Source organism: Paenibacillus etheri (assembly GCF_001012825.1).
GTDB lineage: Bacteria > Bacillota > Bacilli > Paenibacillales > Paenibacillaceae > Paenibacillus_AQ > Paenibacillus_AQ etheri.
The window spans coordinates 142,141-158,887 of record NZ_LCZJ02000033.1; the positions used below are offsets into that span (position 1 = coordinate 142,141).

The following is a 16,747-nucleotide window of genomic DNA, read 5'->3' on the forward strand; positions in this document are numbered from 1 at the left end:
TGAATTTTAAGTATAGTGCCTTGTTCATTTCTTATTATAGGCATCCGCTTTACTGGCCAAGTGCACAATTTTGCTGTTGTAGGATCACATTTTTGACTTTTACTATCTATTCGCACACCCGCAGGGTCAGCCCTTTACGCCGCCAAGGGAGATTCCGTTAATGACTTGCTTTTGCAAGGCAATGAACACGATGACGAGCGGGATGATCGCGGAAACAGCTGCCGTCATCATAATCGCATAGTTGTTCGAATAATCGTCCCGGAACAGTGTCATACCGAGTGGAATAGTGTACAAATTCTTATTTAGTAAGAAGATCAGCGGATTCTGGTAATCATTCCAGGTCCAGATAAATTTGATAATCGCCACCGTAGCGAGCACCGGCTTACAGAGCGGAATAATGATAGACCAGAATATCCGTAAATGGCCTGCACCGTCAATTCGCGCCGCTTCAATGTATTCGTCGCTGACACCTATCATAAATTGCCGCAGCAGGAACGTGAAGTAGATGGAGAACATACTCATTAAAATGATTGCAGCATGAGTATCATAAAGACCGAACCAGCGAATCAGCAGAAAACGCGGAATCAGTGTGGCCTGGTCAGGTATAATCATGAACGACAGCAGCGCCAGAAACACCATATTTCGTCCTTTGAACTTGATTTTGGTTAAGGCGTACGCCGACATAGATGAAATGATAAGTGTAATTAAGGTTGTAATAATCGCAACTTTAAAGGAATTTAAATAGAAATGAGAAAACGGTACTCGTCCCATCCAAACCATCTTGAAATTATACGCTACATTGATCTTCTCGGGAATCCATTGGATCGGGAAGCGCATAACATCTTTCTCATATTTAAAGGCCGCGGAAATCATCCAGATCAGCGGAATAAGAAATACAATGGACAAAGCCCCCATGATGCAGGTAGTGATCACTCTGGACATATTTTTTCTAATCAGTTGCATGTTAATCTCCCCCCTTTATTCTTCATTTCTCATTTTCCAAGTAGCTGCGGTGATCAAGCCTATGACGGCGAATAGCAGCCAGGAAATTGCAGAAGCGTAGCCCATGTTGTAGTATTTGAACCCTTCCTCATAGATCCTGAACACAAGCACGGTAGAAGAATTGTTCGGGCCACCTTCGGTCAAAAAGGCGATGATGTCGAACACCTTAAACGAGCCAATCAGCATGGTTATAAGCAGGAAGAACGTGGTTGGACGCAGCATCGGAACCGTGATGGCAAAGAATTTTTTCAGTGCGCTGGCTCCGTCTATTTCGGCAGCTTCGTAGATTTCATCGGAAATATTCGTCAAGCCGGCCATATAAATAATAATGGTGTAACCCAGACTCGCCCAAGAACTGATAATGGCAATCGATAACAGTGAAGTCTTAGGATCGACCAGCCATTTCGGAGGACTGGAAATTCCAAGCTCCATCAAGAACTGATTGATCGGTCCAAGAGATGGATGGAACAATGCGCTCCATACGGCGGCAATTGCAATAATCGAAGAAATATAAGGGATAAAGAAAGCAACTTTGAAATAATTTTTGAGAAATACACTGTTTTGAATCAATGCTGCCAGTACCAAAGCAATCGCAATCGGTATCGGCACGGTCATAATCATATAAATAGCATTGTTCTTCAAAGCTTGAATGATGCTCGGATCATGGAACATTTTGATATAGTTATCCAATCCGATAAACTCGATCCCTTGAACCCCCGACAATAGATCCCATTTCGAGAAGCTTAAATAAAGTGAGAATCCAAGTGCAAATACATTAAGAAAAAGCATTCCGACAATTTCCGGAGCTAGAAACAGCCACCCGGTCAAAGCCTCTTTCCGCTGCGGAGTCCAGAACTTCCGCTTTTCCTGCAGAATTTTTGGCACAGGTTGTTTTGCAGCCTCCACGTTGTATCACCTCGACAATTTGATTTGTCATTATAGTAATATATCCACCCTCCGCATGAAGGAGTGATTATGACCCGAGATGTGCAAGATTTTGACCTTTGTCCGTCGACAACAAAAAAACCGCCCTAAATGGGCGGCGGGTCTATTCGGTACGTAGAGAATTGCGCTTCTCAGCGTACCGAGTGTTTGGATTTATATTCGCTCGGTGTTGTTCCCACATATTTTTTAAACACTTTTGAAAAATAGGTTCTGTCCGAATATCCCAAGCCGACGGCTAACGATTCCAGGTTCTGGCTGGAGATTTTCAGCATTTTGGTCGCAACCTTCATCTTGTGCTGATGTACATAGTCTGTAAAGGTCAGACCTGTCATGCGTTTGAAATAACGCGAGAAATAGCTAGGATCCAGAAACAGATAACGTGCCATATCTATTGAGGTAATGTTATCTCCAAGATGCTGGTCGATAAATTGCTGGATAAGCTGCAGCTTGGGCTCCTGCGGGGGAGCTCCTGCCACCTGCTGCTTGTTGCCTGTAATCTGCACAAGCTTTCTTTCCACCAGTTCCATCGTATCCTCCAGTGTGCGGGTTTGCACGAGATAGACGAACAGATCCTCATCGAACGTTAGGCTAGTGAACATCAACTCGATACCGCGGAGCATAAAGGACAAATCCCGGACGAAATCACCCGGATGGATAGCCATTGCTTTTGCAGTCCTAGCGATTTCCTGAAGAATGCCACGGATGGCTTCAAGGTCATTTTTAATCACGGCCCGTTCCATCTGCGGGATATAACTATCCAGAAATCCTTGGGGAGCAGGCTGAAAGCGAGGGGTAGCGATTTGCAGAGTATCCAGAACTGTGTAATCCGCACTCGAGTAGAACTCGCACTTATCTTGGACAATTTGCCGATGGATCTGTCCGATCGCCTGTAGCTCTATTTTCTCAGTGACTGCGATGATGCCCGGTTGAATCTTAAGGAGATGGGAGCACTCGGAACACAGTCGCTGTAAATAATCATGAAAATAAAGACTGGCATTCTGCGCCAGATTCACACGGTAATTATACAGGATCACAATATTCTTCTGCTCCAAAAAAGGCGTAATCCCCTCACATGCTTCCGACAGCTCTAAGGCTATATTGTAGATGGCATATAAAATAAGTGGATACTCGCTCTGCTTGTACCGCTTCTCGAAACTGGAAAAGTGAATACTGACCGTGCCCAGCATGAACCACGGGTACGTCCAGGATATGCCGATTTGCGCCGCATAGCCCAGCGTGGTTTCGGGCGGAGCGCCGCCGATCACCCTTTGCAGCAGATTCTGCCGGAAGAGCTGGCTGTTGTATCCCGTCTCTCCATGCTTAATTAACCCGATCTTCGATTTAAGCAAGCGTACGGACTTGGCTAGGCTTTTCTCCAGTTGCTCGTCCGTAAGCTGGTCCTTGATTAAATAGTCATCCACTTTCAGCTTTACCGCCTGCTGAGCATAATGGAAATCTTCATGACAGGTCAGGAAAATAATTCTGACCTCCGGCTTCATGCGGGTAAAGCAATCGGCCAGCTCAATCCCGTTCTTTTGCGGCAGGCCAATATCCGTGATCACGATGTCGGGCTGCACTTCCTCAAACATTAATAACGCCTTGGCACTGGAATAGGTGCTGCCGACAATCTGCAAGCTATGTGCCTCCCAGTCAATCATCTGCTGAAGCACCTTGAGCATAGGAACATCATCATCTATGAGCATCACTTTATACATCAATATCCCTCTCTCTCTCCGACAGATTAACCTGATGATTGCCTTGCGGCAAATACAGAGAAACGGACACCCCACCCTGCGGCAGATTATGCAGCGACAAGCGGGTATCCTGCCCATAGGTCAGCCTCAGCCTTTGAACCACGTTAATTAAACCGACCCTTTGATAAGTCCCATCCTGTTCATCGTCCTTGTAGAGCAACCTGCGGTTCAGTCCCGCCAGAATTTCTGCCCCCGCACCGCAGCCATTGTCTTCAACTTCAATCATAATCCCATCAGGAATCGTTCGCGCACGGACGACAATACGCGGTGCCGGGTGGTCAACTAGACCGTGAACGATGGCATTCTCAACGAGAGGCTGCAGAATAAGCTTAGGAACGATGAGTTTCTCTGTATCCGCTTCCAGATCGACCTCCAGTTCAAGAGGGATTTCGTTGCGGATCTTCATGATGTCGATATAATGACCAAGCAGTCTGCATTCTTCCCGCAAGGTAGCCGGTTCATTGACCTTCAAATAGGCCCGGAGCAGACTCATTAGTGAATCAATGATCCCGCTATGTAGCTTATCTTTGGCCAAAATAAGGCTACATTTGATCGAATTTAGTGTGTTGATCAAAAAGTGGGGACGGATCTGCATAAACAGCGCCTCAAGTTCCATCACTCGCTTCTGTTCCTGCTCCACCTCGATGTCGTGAATCAATCCTTGCAGTTGGTCCAGCATGGTATTCAACGTCTGCCCCAGCTCAGCGATTTCGTCCTTGCCCCTGATCTCCAGCCTGACATCAAGATTCCCCATTCCGAACTGGCGCACAACGCGCTGTAGTTTCATGATCGGACTATGCAATCTTTTGGCAATCAGCATGGAGGTAGCCGAAAAGACAATAAATAAGAGAAGCACCAAGCCAATACCACTATAAAAAGTTCGCGAAATCTGGCCTGACCATTCTTTCTCAGAAGCTTCATAGACCAGCTCCCAATTGGATTTGTCAATGGCTCTAGCGGTACGCACGCTTCCTCTCGCTTCCTTACCATCTGGAGCTAGCTCGGAGTTTCCGGCAATTAGTCCTCCTACGGAATCAAACAACGCCAGCTTGCCGAATTCGACTGGCCCGAGTAACTTGTTGAAATAGGCTTCGGGAATAGAAATGAGAAGCACGGATACCTTCTGTTTCTCCCGGCTGTCATAGATTACTCTGGCAATATAGTAGCTGCTGCTTTTACCGGAACCGCTGTCAGCCATTCCAAGCCATTGCAAGCTCTCCGGTTCGTGAATATTAACACGCGCCATCAGCTTGTCCATGTTGGCATTAATCACGGATAAATTCTCAGTCCCAGAGGAGATTACAAAGTTTTTCCGGTTGACCAAATACATGCGAATGTTATTATTCAGCGGCTTAGAGTTGATGAGCGAAAACACATCCTGAATTTGCGTAAAATGTACGTAATCCTGATAGTTGTTCAGCCGCTCGGTATCTGCAAAGACCTTCAGATTGGCACGGAAATTGGTATCGTTTACAATAAAATGAGAAGCAAACGTCACATCATCAATGGTCTTGTTTAGTTCGTCAATCATAACATTCAGGAAGTTATCGTTGCTGAGCTGCAGTTTTTCTACCATCGTATCCCGAATTAGCACAAAGGAGATAATCGATACTGCAATCAGCGGGATAAAAATCAGCAAAAGAAATGAAACCTGGATACGTCTATAGTAAGTGAATTTGAACATGTTTTCTCCGCGCCTCTCTCATGCTCTTTCTTTTATTCTATCAGTCCGTTGTCCAGTATACATGCATTATCTGATTACCGTAACTTTCTTTTGTCCGTTTGCGAAAACAATAAGCACTACCTCACCAAAAATTTGTATACCTTCCACTACATAGGAATCCAAGTGACTGGATGGAACCTCGTGGCTGATCACGATAATATGCTCCTCATTTCTTTCAGGGAGGCTGATGCGGCATGCCTCCGCCTGCGCAGCATCCACAGGTTCACCCGTATGGCGGTAAATCGGCACCTGTAGAGCCAACGGACAGAACGGCTCACCGGAAGGCTGCGGGTACAGCATCTGCATGATCGATACCGTTCCTTTTCCCGTTCGGGAGTAAACGGCATGCTGATTGGGTTCCAGCAGATTATATTCGCGGGAGATTACCCCGTCATCAATCTTGCCCTGAAGTCCTTCAACATTAACGGGAATGATGCAAAGATTGGCTTCCTGCTCATTTTTTGTACGGCAAATGAATGTCTCGTCTTCCATCTGAACCGCTCCGGGTGCAAAATGAAAATGCTGGGAAAACGTATGCTCCTGACGGCAGCTAAAGCTGTCGACCAGAAGCCAGTAATAAGGCTTGATGAATATGATCCTCCTTAGCAGGTGTACCGGATCATCCAAATGTCGATAGCCATCATGGCTGCCCTCAACATAATCAAAGTCCGGATTGCTGATCCATTTGCTGCCTGTCGGCTTCGCAATTTGGGAGAAGGACCATGTATCCGTGATTTCGGTAAATCCAATTCCGTCAACAGTAGTCGTATTATGGGCAGCGCTTTCTTTTAATGCTTTTCTGAGTGGTGTGTGATCACTATAGTTGTATCTGCCCAGGTCGGTAAGCATATCCCGCCCATAGGCATACAGATCGAAATGTAGCAGATCCGCGTGACCATGTCCACCCCCAAGCGGTCCGCAGTGGAAATATAGGTACAAGTCCTGCTCGTCCCAACCCGTTCGCATCACATAATGGCCGGAATGTGTGAAAGAGCGCGACAAGTAAGGCGGTTCCTCCGCAATCAGCTGCTCGTAGCCTTCAACTCCATTCATCCCGAACAACCAGGCATTGTCATAATCCATTTGATCGTATCCGCCAAAGCGGAGCACAGAATCCTGGAACAACCAACCCGCATAAGTCAAAATCGAACGGACATCGCTGTCATCGCTATCACCGAGCATCGGCTGCCGATGATTCGGTTTGGCCCAATACAAGGAGGCCGCGGCCATTTGATGAACCTTTTGCTGAAATTCATCCTGTAGCTCCAGTCCATTCATGCGGGACAAGCGGATGCAGTCGAGAAAACAGACCAGAACCTCATGGTGATAGGTGGGCGATTGCTCCCAGTGAATACCGTCCGCCATAATCTGGATTCGAGCCGTCTCCCCCAGTCTCTCCTCACTGAGCTGTCGCCAGTTTTTGGCGCTAGTGAACTCAGGGAAGTAGAGCGCGGTTTGGAGCAAACCACAAGTCTCCAGAACCCCCCAGTTGCTGATATTCTTCCAGCCCGTAAATGATAAAGCTAAATATTCGCTGTGTTCATGAAGGGATATCATCACTTTCGCCAGAAGCGTCGGTGTAAGCAGCGGACTATCCTGTATATAGGACAGCGCTTTGATCCAATTAGCACAGCGAAGGCCCGCTTCAATTGTGCGCCATGTCAGCGGATCATTCGTAGGCATGTCTGGAACAGGATTACGGTCCATCCAATCTTCAAGCTGACAGCAAAGTGTTCTCGCATAATCCTCATGACCTGTTATCGCATACGCTTGTCCTAATGCCACCCAATAGCGGTGGCGATTCAGCATATAAGCCCATTCTACATCCTTGTCCGGAACATAGCCCCAGTCAATTTCTTCCTCAAAGGAAACCGGAATGCGGCTGCGTTCCATGTCCCAGGGAAAGCGGAAGAGAAACGTCTGCTCCACAACTTCATCCGCTGTCTTCAATACGGCTTTCAGCTCATCTGCGCAATATTGCTGTATATAGTCGATATGCTGCTGTTTCCGACTGTCCTCTGCCTGCCAGCCCGGCGTGCTCCGACTAGTCATATACCGATGCAATTCAGTCAGCGCTTCGTCCTGCCGTGCTTGGCTGAGCGCATCCTTCACCGCTGCTAGAGCGGGTAACTCAAGGTCGAGCAGCGCAAAGACGGCATAAGGGGAAGTATGCTTTCCATCAGCGTTCATACCAGTACCCCTTGCTACCTTTTTGCAGCCGCAGTAAAGCTTCGAGATAGAAATAATCTCCCCAGATCATGAAATCATCCGGAGACAGACCGCCGCGTACATGGTAAGAGCCGTGCTTTAGCAGTCCCTCTGCGTCTTCACCGATCGTGGAATAGTTCTGCACAAGTGAAGTCATCGACTGTATTAATCCCTGCTGAAAATAAGCCCGTTCGGGATCTTCCTCATCCATTAGCTCCAGCAGTTCCAGTAGTCCAGCCGCAACAATTGCAGAGGCCGAGCTATCCCGGTACGTATCCGCAGACACTGGAGCATTAAAGTCCCAGTAAGCGACATGATCCTGTGGCAAATGCTCCAGAAAATAGTGGGCCATCCGCTTGGACGTTTCCAAATACAACGGATCCTTAGTATAGCGGTAGGATAATGCAAAACCGTAGACGCCCCAGGCCTGCCCGCGCGTCCAGGTTGATCCATTAGTATAGCCCTGGTGCGTAGCACCACCAATCGGCTCTCCGGTCATCTGGTCGAAGAAAAACGTATGGTAGGAGCTGTCATCTCCCCGCACCAGATAACGTTTCGTTTTATCCGCCTGCATGACCGCCACCTGACGGTATAGTGAATCACCAGTCTGTTGTTCCGCCCAGTACAAAAGGGGAAGATTCAACAGACAATCAATAATGATGCGTCCACCTTCCTGGGCATCTCCCACAGGTCCCCAAGCCTGAATATAACCGCCGCCTGTGCGCCAGCGCTTTAGTAGTAAGTCTGCCGCCTGCAGTGTCAACTGACGTGCAGATTCGTCTTTATCTATAATCCACTGGGCCTTGGAGGATAACGAATACAAAAATCCGATGTCATGATGATCAAGCACCGTCTTTGCCGCGAAACGGCGGCGGAAATCCTCTACGGTATGAGATGCCGCAATACGAAAGTTATCATCCTGCGTATATTCATAGCACAACCACAACATGCCGCTCCAGAATCCATTGGTCCAATCATCGTTGGTATTAAGCTGGTAAGTTCCATTCATGCTGACATGAGGGAATCTGCCCCCGAATCGGTCAATGTTCTTACGTACCTTCTCTATCGCATCTTCAATCGCACTGTTCCACATAAGTTTCTTACTCCCTTCGGGCTCTTCGTTTCTTACGTTTCATGATAAGGAGAGTGAACAGAATCTAATAGGGGCGATTTTTGCTTTGATGTGCATTATTTTGACTTTTGTACGACGTAACAAAATATATAACTACTTATGGAAAAATACGTTAAAATCAGAAAGTGACTTACTGCTTTCATTCTTTTAAGAAACGGAGTGTCCTATTAATGAAAAAGCTAGGTGCATTATTTTTATCCATTTTCATGGTTATGTCTGTATTTACCACAGCCCATGCGGCTGAAAAGCCTGTCGGCGTGTGGATTGATGGAACAGAAGTAAAGTTAGGCAATGCTAACCCAATTGTAGAAAAAGGAACTACCTTGGTTCCTATGCGTCCACTTCTAGAGAAGCTTAATGTAAATATGAATTGGAATAAAAAGACGCAAACCGTAACGGGGACCAAAAATGGACTGGCCCTCTCACTGACTATCGGCAGCACCACAGCAACGGTAAACGGGGAGAAGAAAAAACTAGAGGTGGCTCCTAAAACCATCAACAATGTCACCTATGTACCTGTCCGCTTTATAGGAGAAACGATCGGCTATAAGGTAGAATGGAGTCCGGCGCAGCGCACCATCACCTTTGTAGCCAATAATCAGGCTGCAGGCAGCACCGGATTCTTATGGAAAGTGGAGAACAACGGTAACACTGTCTATCTGCTTGGCTCTATCCATGTAGCTAACGACAAAATGTACCCGCTTCGCCCGGAAATTGAAGCTGCCTTTGAGGCATCTCAATATCTTGGGGTCGAAGTTGACTTAACCAAGGTTGATCAAACGGAGATTCAAAAGTTCCTTACGGAGAAAGGTTCCTATACAGATGGAACCAAGCTCAAAGATCACGTATCCGCTGATACCTATAACAAAGTTGTTGCGCTTCTGAAAGCGAATGGTCTTGCAGGAGATGCATTCGATTCCTTTAAACCATGGGTCGTTACTCAAGGCATCTCAAGCCTGAAAATGCAAACAACAGATTATACACCGGATACGGGAATCGACCTATATTTCACACAGAAAGCAGGCAAACTGAGTAAACCTATTATTGAATTGGAAAATATGCAATTGCAGCTGAATATGTTCAATCAATTCTCAGATGGGTTACAAGAAAAGCTTCTCCTCGATACACTCGACAGCCTCAAGCAAACGGACAATGCTGCAGCAACAGCTTCGCTGGATGCATTATCCCAAATGTGGAGGCAGGGGGATGAACAATCACTCGTAGCGATGACACAATCGGTCGCTAAGGAGCCAGAATACTATAAGGGTCTCGTTTCGGATCGAAATACTAACATGGTGAAGCACGTTAAAGATTATTTGAACAGTGATAAGAAGGCGACTTACTTAGTCATCGTTGGAGCGCTGCATATGCTAGGTGATGATGGCATTGTGACCCAATTGCAAAAAGATGGCTTTAACGTCGTCAAACAATAATTACTGATGTCACAATAAAACAAGGCTGTCACTTAGTCATCTTGGATGACTTTGGAGGCAGCCTTGTTTTGCATAACCTTCTATAATTTAATTAACTGATCTACCTTCACCGGAAGTCCAGTAGCGATCGAACGATTAGCCGCAATCCCCGTCATAATAGACAAAGCCCCATCCACATGGGAAGCCGCACGATTAAACCGATCCTCCACAGGTCGTTCAAAAATATCACGCAGCATGACCGGATCTCCTCCACCATGTCCCCCAACGCCTTCTTCAATCTCCACTTCATAGGGTGCTTCAAAATGAGGAAACACCATGATTTTCTTGTTCTTTAGTGCCCCTTCATCTTCTTTCTTCCCCCCGGCGTTTACATAGGACTGTTCAACAACCTTACCTTCCATCCGCCCCTTCGTCCCGTTAAATACTACAGTGAAGCCTTCCCAAGGCAAATAAGCATTAAGTGAATAGTTCATAATCGTCTTATTTTTGTATTTGACCATGACTGCCATCGTATCCTCAATGCTGATATTATCACCGAATACACTTTGATCTCGCAGGTACCCATCTTCATGCTCGGCATCCAGATACATCTGCTTAAGCTGCTTGTTGTCTTTAAGGTGAAGGGCAAAAGGATCATTCTCCGCAGCACTACTACCATGGGCACGCTGATAAAACTCGGTCACCCCGCGCTTCTCCGCATTCTCTCTGCCATAGAACCTTAAATCTCCCATTGCATAGATCGTGTCTGGACGAGAGCCCAACCAGAAATTCATCAAATCGAAATGATGTGTTGATTTATGGACCAATAGACCTCCACTATTACGCTTATCCCGATGCCATCTGCGGAAGTAATCCGCTCCATGTTGTGTATTTAACAGCCACTCAAAATTGACGGATAACACTTCTCCAATCGCCCCATCCATGATCAGCTCACGGATTTTGGTATTGTGCGGGGCATAGCGGTAATTGAACGTAACGCGCAGTTTTTTCCCCGTCCGCTCAATCACTTCAAGGATTTCCTGACATTTCTCTTCATCCACCGTCATTGGTTTCTCCGAAATCACATCACAGCCAAGCTCCATCGCCCGGATAATATAAAGGTGATGTGTGCGGTCAATACTCGTAACGATAACCATATCCGGCTTAGTCTCTTCTATCATACGATCGAACTCATGAGCTTTATAAGTAGGAACCGCATGATACTGATATTTCGCTTCCAGTAATCGATTCGCATAATCCATTCTTGCCCCATTCACATCGCAAAAGCCTACAATTTCCGAAGTTTCACGATAATTCGTAGTTATCTCACCATAGAAGAACTCCGCTCGACCGCCGGTACCTACGAATACATATTTCTTCTTCGACACAAGGATCACTCCATCGCTATTGATTTAGATGCCGTTTCTTCTTATAGTCTATAGTATAAAATACATCCAAATCTAAGCGATTATTAGCAGATATAGCGAAAACTTTGCATATATTAGCTTCATTATCTGAAAGGGGCAGATGTAAAATGGAACAGATGCTTCAACCTCCATTTATCATTGAACAAATCAAAAGAGCCGGACCATTCAGCATGGATTCCAATCATTATCACGATACCTATGAAATTTATTATTTACTTGCGGGTGAACGCAGCTATTATATCAACAATTTGATTTATACCTTACGCAAAGGTGATTTGATATTTATTAACAAAAATGAACTCCACCGCACCACTTCTAAGGGCTTAGTTATTTATTGAAATGAACAGAGTACAAGAAATAAGCCGCGAGCCCATCGCTCCTGAGAGCAGTGAGAAGCAGCTTAAAGTCTACGAAATTATCGATTATTTACAGGCACATTATGTTGAAAAGCTTACATTGGAGCAGCTATCCGAAACTTTTTTCATCAGCAGCACCTATCTTTGTCGTTTATTCAAACAGACCACTGGCTTCACCATTGTTGAATACCTAAACTACATTCGGATCAAGGAAGCGCAACGACTCTTGCAGAGCACTAACACTAAAGTCACTGCCATTGCAGAAAATACTGGCTTTGACAGCATCGCCCACTTCGGGCGGGTGTTTAAGCACATCGCGAAGTGCTCCCCTCTGCAATACCGCAAGCAGAATCGCTGATCATCAGGCCTTAATTACACCTTTTTTGATAATAATATTTCCATAGAGTGCTTCTTCACCCGTTACTACAATAGCGTAGCTTTGCTTAGAACGATTGTAGAAATCAAACCGCTCCTCATATTTAACCGTCGCTTCAGCGTCATGTTTGGCGATAATCGACTCGTAGGTGGACCAGATCACCGGCACCGTAGGATCTCCCTCAACCACAGCCATAAACGCCACCTGATGTTCCACATAATGATCAAGCGGCAGCAGTTCCAATATTGCGTCTAGTAGATCAGGTATTCCAATGCCATCATATCTTAGTACTTTTGAGTTCAAGGAGTGCCCTGGATAATTAGCATCTGCCAGTACAAGCTCATCTCCATGACCCATTTCCATCATCACACGTACCAGTTCCGGAGATAGTAGCTTAGGAATTTTTTTTAACATCCAAGCACCTCATTACTTACCATAAAAAGATCTCAACGCAACCAGCTCATCAATCCGATGCTGTGGCAGCTCTCTCTCCCCGTCAATCATACGCGTAATAAAGGTGATCTTGGCTGTATATTCGAGTCTCTCCATGTTCAGATAAGCCTCCATAACATCTGTTCCCCAAGTAAGTGCTCCGTGATTTTCGAGCAGGACTGCTGTCTTCTTGCCAAGGAAAGGCATCAATGAATCCGGAATTTCTTCTGTCGAAGGTGTTCCGTATTCCGCTAATGGAATATCACCAATCATGATAACCGACTCTGGCATCATCATTTTATCGAGCGCTTCACCTTTAATGGCAAAAGCGGTGGCATACGGTGGATGTGCATGGACCACACCATTCATCTCAGGTAGCTCATTATAAATTCTCAAATGCATTTTAGTTTCTGTTGAGGGTCTGTATCCTTCGGCTGCTTCAAGAACTTCACCTTGTAGATTCACTTTTACAATCATATGAGGCTCTAAATATCCCTTACTCACCGCTCTGGGAGTAGTGAGAATTTCATTCTCTGATAACCGTGCTGAAATATTCCCGTCATTGGCGGCGATGAAATCTTTATTGAACAAATTTCTGCCGATATCACAAATCTGCAAACGTAGTTTTTGTTCCAAAGTATCCATAAGTTCTCTCCTCGTATCCTATTTTTTAGAGTTCTTCACCAAAGAAGGCTGGTATGTCTTAAAGGTAAAAGATCGTGCCACGAACTCTTTCCCCTCGGAAGCTTCCAATTTCCCCAGAGCAGCCAGTTGGACAATGATATTGCCAATTCCACTTGCCTCCACAGGCCCCGCAATGACCTCTCTACCCGTAGCATCTGCGGTAAGCTGGCATAATAGTTCATTTTGAATCCCACCGCCAACCATATGAATGATAGAGATTGTCTTGCCGGTGATCTCTTCCATTTCATCAATCGTTCTACAGTATGATAGCGCAAGGCTCTCGAGAATAACGCGTATGATCTCAGCTTTCGCATTAGGGGTCTGCTGCCCCGTTCGCTCACAATATTCCTTAATCCGCTGCACCATCTCACCAGGTGTGCTGAAGAGCTGGTCATTCGGATCAATGATCGCTGGTGCTCCATTAATCGTCTTGGCTAGTTCAACCATTTCACTTTGACTAAGCTGCTCTCCTGCTTTCGCCCAATTCCTTTGGAGCTCTTGCAATATCCATAGTCCTGTTGTGTTTTTTAGCAAACGATTAGAATTACCGAAGCAACGTTCATTGGTGAAACCATATTCATAGCTTTTCTCCGAAATGACCGGCTCAGGCGTCTCCATCCCCACCAATGACCACGTACCACAACTTATAAATGCTGCTTCATCCTTGCGAGTATAAGGAATTGAAGCTACTGCTGAAGCCGTGTCATGTGAAGCACCGGCGATCACTTTCATCGGGCCTACACTAAGCTCCTCTTGAATAATCGGTAGGATAGAACCAATAACCGTTCCGGCATGGACCTGATGTGGAAATAAACGACTCGGAATCCCAAGCCTACTAAATACTTCAGAGGAGAGCTCTCCCGTGACAGCATCCATTAAGCCGCTTGTACTCCAGATCGTGCTTTCTGCTGCTTTTATACCAGAAAATAGATAATGAAATAGATCTGGCATCATCAAGATCGTATCCGCGGTCTCTATCAGAGAATCATCATCCTGAAGATCAGAGAACAACTGATAGACTGTATTAATCATGCTTGGCTGATTACCGGTCATACGGAATTGCTCTGCCGGTGACAGTAACGCTTCCAATTTGAGACGGTGAGCCTCCATCCTCCGATCCCTGTAATGATGTGGGGAATAGAGCATCATTCCTTTTTTATCAATAAACCCGTAGTCGACTCCCCATGTATCCACACTTAAAGACGTCAATTCTCCATGTTGCCTAAAAGCTTTTTGGACACCTTGCTTCATTTCGTGAAAGAGCCTCAGAATATCCCAATATAAGTGCCCGTTGATCTGTACCGGCGTATTATCAAACCGATGAATTTCTTCCATTTGTAGCCTGTCGCCATCATATATCCCCAGCATAACTCTTCCAGAACTGGCGCCGAGATCTATGGCTAGAAGCTTAATCGTATCACCCATTGTTCACCACACCTGCTTCACAGGAAGATTTTAGTAGAGGGGTCCAAAGTTCTGACATGCTCTGTAATCTGCTCCCTCCAGATCTTCAGTACCAAATAACGACCACACCCGAGGTCTAAAAATACGTGATTCCTCAACGTTATGCATGCTGACCGGAATGCGCAGAATAGACGCCAGCGTAATCAAATCCGCACCAATATGCCCATAACTAATAGCCCCATGATTTGCACCCCAATTATTCATAACATCATACACTGATTGGAATGAACCACTATTGGTTAACTTAGGCGCAAACCAGGTCGTTGGCCAAGTCGGATCCGTTCTTTGATCCAGGGTATGGTGAACATCTTCAGGCAGCTCTACCGTGTAACCCTCTACAAGCTGAAGAACAGGTCCAAGCCCTTTAACCAAGTTCATACGTGCCATAGTAACTGGCATCCCGCCTTTGGTTAAATAATCTGTAGAGAAGCCGCCCCCACGGAAATATTCTTGAGAAGCAGGGCGGAATTGGGTATGGCTCAAACAAGCTTCTACCTCATCCTCCGAAATTTCCCAAAAAGGTTTAATCACAGGTTTACCGTCTATCGTCTGCTCACCCGTACCATCAAGTGCTGCCGAACCTGAGTTGATCAAATGTAGTATTCCGTGTGCTGCTTCACCTTCCAATTGATGACCTGTTACTCGCTTAACTGCATCCGGACTCCAATAGGTTCGGACATCCGCAAAGATTTGTGCAGTATTCGTAAGCAAATAATTGAACAGCATCGTTACTCCGTTCAGGCTATCATTCTCTGTCGCTACGATATAAGGGGTACGCTTGCCGTTCCAGTCAAAGGAGGAATTCAGTATCGTCTCCATGAAATCCCCATTAGGGAAATGATCTGTCCATTGGCGCTGCCCTTGGAAGCCACCCACAATCGCATTATGGCCGTTGGCCTCTTCCTCAAAGCCCAGCTTAGCGAGAACAGGATTGCCGATCATCAGATCACGGGCGATCAATGTCATTTTCACACATGTCTCCCACTGCTTCTCTTTCTCATCATCACTTATTTGCAGATGCTTCGGATTATTATCGGCACCAACTTGACAGTTCTCTTTGGTCCACGCGAGTGCTCGCTCATATTCCTCTTTATCATAAATTCCCTCTTCAAAGCGGCGCACATATTCTGACATATCAATATATTCATTGCGCATCCCCAGATACTCTTGGAAGAACTGTTCATTTACAATCGATCCAGCAATCCCCATCGAAACAGAACCCATAGATAAATAGGATTTCCCTCTCATTAGAGCAACCGCCAACCCAGCTTTGGCGAACTGCAGCAATTTAGTCTGCACATCCGCTGGAATCTCCTCACTGCTAGACTCCTGAACATCCTCACCATAGATACCAAACGCCGGAATTCCTTTTTGTGCATAAGCTGAGAGAACAGCAGCTAGATATACTGCGCCAGGGCGTTCCGTTCCGTTAAATCCCCAAACCGCATGCGGGATCGAGGCGTCCATATCCATCGTTTCAGAACCATAACACCAGCAAGGGGTCACAGTAATCGATACGCCAACGTTAGCCCCAGCAAATTTCTGAGCCGCAGCAGCAGCTTCTTTCACACCACCAATCGTAGAATCGGCAATGATGCACTCTACGGGGCGGCCATCCGGATAAAATAAGTTCTCTTCAATAAACTTAGCTACCCGCTGTGCCATACCCATGGTTTGAGCTTCTAGCGATTCGCGAACCCCTCTTCTTCTGCCATCAATGGTCGGGCGGATACCAATTTTCGGATAGTTTTCGATCACAGCTGTTCCTCCTCAAGATCATCTTAGTATCATCGTTAATGGACCTTTTCTCCTTCATCATAAAATACGGAAAC

At 46.0% G+C, this 16,747-nt stretch carries 14 protein-coding genes; 3 read left to right on the forward strand and 11 right to left on the reverse strand.

What is annotated here, in order from left to right:
* Positions 1-126 precede the first annotated feature (126 nt).
* From UQ64_RS20315 to UQ64_RS20340, 6 genes are all read right to left on the reverse strand, one after another.
* Entirely contained in the window at positions 127-963 is an 837-nt protein-coding gene (locus UQ64_RS20315; protein ID WP_042186014.1) for a carbohydrate ABC transporter permease, read from the reverse strand.
* A 15-nt stretch (positions 964-978) separates the two neighbouring features.
* Entirely contained in the window at positions 979-1,908 is a 930-nt protein-coding gene (locus tag UQ64_RS20320) for a carbohydrate ABC transporter permease (protein WP_042125419.1), read from the reverse strand.
* 170 nt (positions 1,909-2,078) lie between these two features.
* Positions 2,079-3,662, reverse strand: a complete 1,584-nt coding sequence (locus UQ64_RS20325; protein ID WP_060625301.1) for a response regulator transcription factor — start codon at positions 3,660-3,662, stop codon at positions 2,079-2,081.
* Positions 3,655-5,385, reverse strand: a complete 1,731-nt coding sequence (locus tag UQ64_RS20330; RefSeq protein ID WP_060625302.1) for a sensor histidine kinase — start codon at positions 5,383-5,385, stop codon at positions 3,655-3,657. Before UQ64_RS20330 ends, UQ64_RS20325 begins: the two co-directional genes overlap by 8 nt.
* A 66-nt stretch (positions 5,386-5,451) precedes the next feature.
* Entirely contained in the window at positions 5,452-7,614 is a 2,163-nt protein-coding gene (locus UQ64_RS20335) for an alginate lyase family protein (protein ID WP_060625303.1), read from the reverse strand.
* Positions 7,604-8,725 (reverse strand): glycoside hydrolase family 88 protein, encoded by a 1,122-nt coding sequence (locus UQ64_RS20340; protein ID WP_060625304.1) that lies wholly within the window; start codon positions 8,723-8,725, stop codon positions 7,604-7,606. Before UQ64_RS20340 ends, UQ64_RS20335 begins: the two co-directional genes overlap by 11 nt.
* A gap of 209 nt (positions 8,726-8,934) precedes the next feature.
* Here UQ64_RS20340 and UQ64_RS20345 point away from each other — a divergent pair, with 209 nt between their 5' ends.
* Positions 8,935-10,197: a TraB/GumN family protein gene (locus UQ64_RS20345; RefSeq protein WP_060625305.1), complete on the forward strand. Its 1,263-nt coding sequence runs from the start codon at positions 8,935-8,937 to the stop codon at positions 10,195-10,197.
* 80 nt (positions 10,198-10,277) lie between these two features.
* Here UQ64_RS20345 and UQ64_RS20350 read toward each other — a convergent pair whose 3' ends face one another.
* Positions 10,278-11,564, reverse strand: a complete 1,287-nt coding sequence (locus UQ64_RS20350) for a Gfo/Idh/MocA family protein (RefSeq protein WP_060625306.1) — start codon at positions 11,562-11,564, stop codon at positions 10,278-10,280.
* Between the two features lie 146 nt (positions 11,565-11,710).
* Here UQ64_RS20350 and UQ64_RS32945 point away from each other — a divergent pair, with 146 nt between their 5' ends.
* Together UQ64_RS32945 and UQ64_RS32950 are read left to right on the forward strand one after the other, a co-directional pair.
* Entirely contained in the window at positions 11,711-11,941 is a 231-nt protein-coding gene (locus tag UQ64_RS32945) for a cupin domain-containing protein (protein ID WP_060625307.1), read from the forward strand.
* A gap of 1 nt (position 11,942) precedes the next feature.
* Positions 11,943-12,317 carry a helix-turn-helix domain-containing protein gene (locus UQ64_RS32950; RefSeq protein WP_060625308.1) on the forward strand — a complete coding sequence of 125 codons (375 nt, stop codon included), beginning with the start codon at positions 11,943-11,945 and terminating at the stop codon, positions 12,315-12,317.
* Between the two features lie 3 nt (positions 12,318-12,320).
* Here UQ64_RS32950 and fucU read toward each other — a convergent pair whose 3' ends face one another.
* The 4 genes from fucU to UQ64_RS20380 are packed head-to-tail and all read right to left on the reverse strand — an operon-like array spanning position 12,321 to position 16,670.
* Positions 12,321-12,749: an L-fucose mutarotase gene (gene fucU, locus UQ64_RS20365; RefSeq protein WP_060625309.1), complete on the reverse strand. Its 429-nt coding sequence runs from the start codon at positions 12,747-12,749 to the stop codon at positions 12,321-12,323.
* 12 nt (positions 12,750-12,761) lie between these two features.
* Positions 12,762-13,412 (reverse strand): class II aldolase/adducin family protein, encoded by a 651-nt coding sequence (locus UQ64_RS20370; protein WP_060625310.1) that lies wholly within the window; start codon positions 13,410-13,412, stop codon positions 12,762-12,764.
* An 18-nt stretch (positions 13,413-13,430) separates the two neighbouring features.
* Complete coding sequence (locus tag UQ64_RS20375; RefSeq protein ID WP_060625311.1) at positions 13,431-14,876, reverse strand: rhamnulokinase; 1,446 nt, start codon at positions 14,874-14,876, stop codon at positions 13,431-13,433.
* A gap of 30 nt (positions 14,877-14,906) precedes the next feature.
* Complete coding sequence (locus UQ64_RS20380) at positions 14,907-16,670, reverse strand: L-fucose isomerase (protein ID WP_425339612.1); 1,764 nt, start codon at positions 16,668-16,670, stop codon at positions 14,907-14,909.
* Positions 16,671-16,747 lie beyond the last annotated feature (77 nt).

Bases quoted from the DNA above. Each gene is read 5' to 3' on its own strand.
- UQ64_RS32950 (WP_060625308.1), top strand. From the start codon at position 11,943: ATGAACAGAGTACAAGAAATAAGCCGCGAGCCCATCGCTCCTGAGAGC.
- UQ64_RS20375 (WP_060625311.1), bottom strand. From the start codon at position 14,876: ATGGGTGATACGATTAAGCTTCTAGCCATAGATCTCGGCGCCAGTTCT.
- UQ64_RS20345 (WP_060625305.1), top strand. From the start codon at position 8,935: ATGAAAAAGCTAGGTGCATTATTTTTATCCATTTTCATGGTTATGTCT.
- UQ64_RS20315 (WP_042186014.1), bottom strand. From the start codon at position 963: ATGCAACTGATTAGAAAAAATATGTCCAGAGTGATCACTACCTGCATC.
- UQ64_RS32945 (WP_060625307.1), top strand. From the start codon at position 11,711: ATGGAACAGATGCTTCAACCTCCATTTATCATTGAACAAATCAAAAGA.
- UQ64_RS20335 (WP_060625303.1), bottom strand. From the start codon at position 7,614: ATGAACGCTGATGGAAAGCATACTTCCCCTTATGCCGTCTTTGCGCTG.
- UQ64_RS20370 (WP_060625310.1), bottom strand. From the start codon at position 13,412: ATGGATACTTTGGAACAAAAACTACGTTTGCAGATTTGTGATATCGGC.
- UQ64_RS20330 (WP_060625302.1), bottom strand. From the start codon at position 5,385: ATGTTCAAATTCACTTACTATAGACGTATCCAGGTTTCATTTCTTTTG.
- UQ64_RS20325 (WP_060625301.1), bottom strand. From the start codon at position 3,662: ATGTATAAAGTGATGCTCATAGATGATGATGTTCCTATGCTCAAGGTG.
- UQ64_RS20340 (WP_060625304.1), bottom strand. From the start codon at position 8,725: ATGTGGAACAGTGCGATTGAAGATGCGATAGAGAAGGTACGTAAGAAC.
- fucU (WP_060625309.1), bottom strand. From the start codon at position 12,749: ATGTTAAAAAAAATTCCTAAGCTACTATCTCCGGAACTGGTACGTGTG.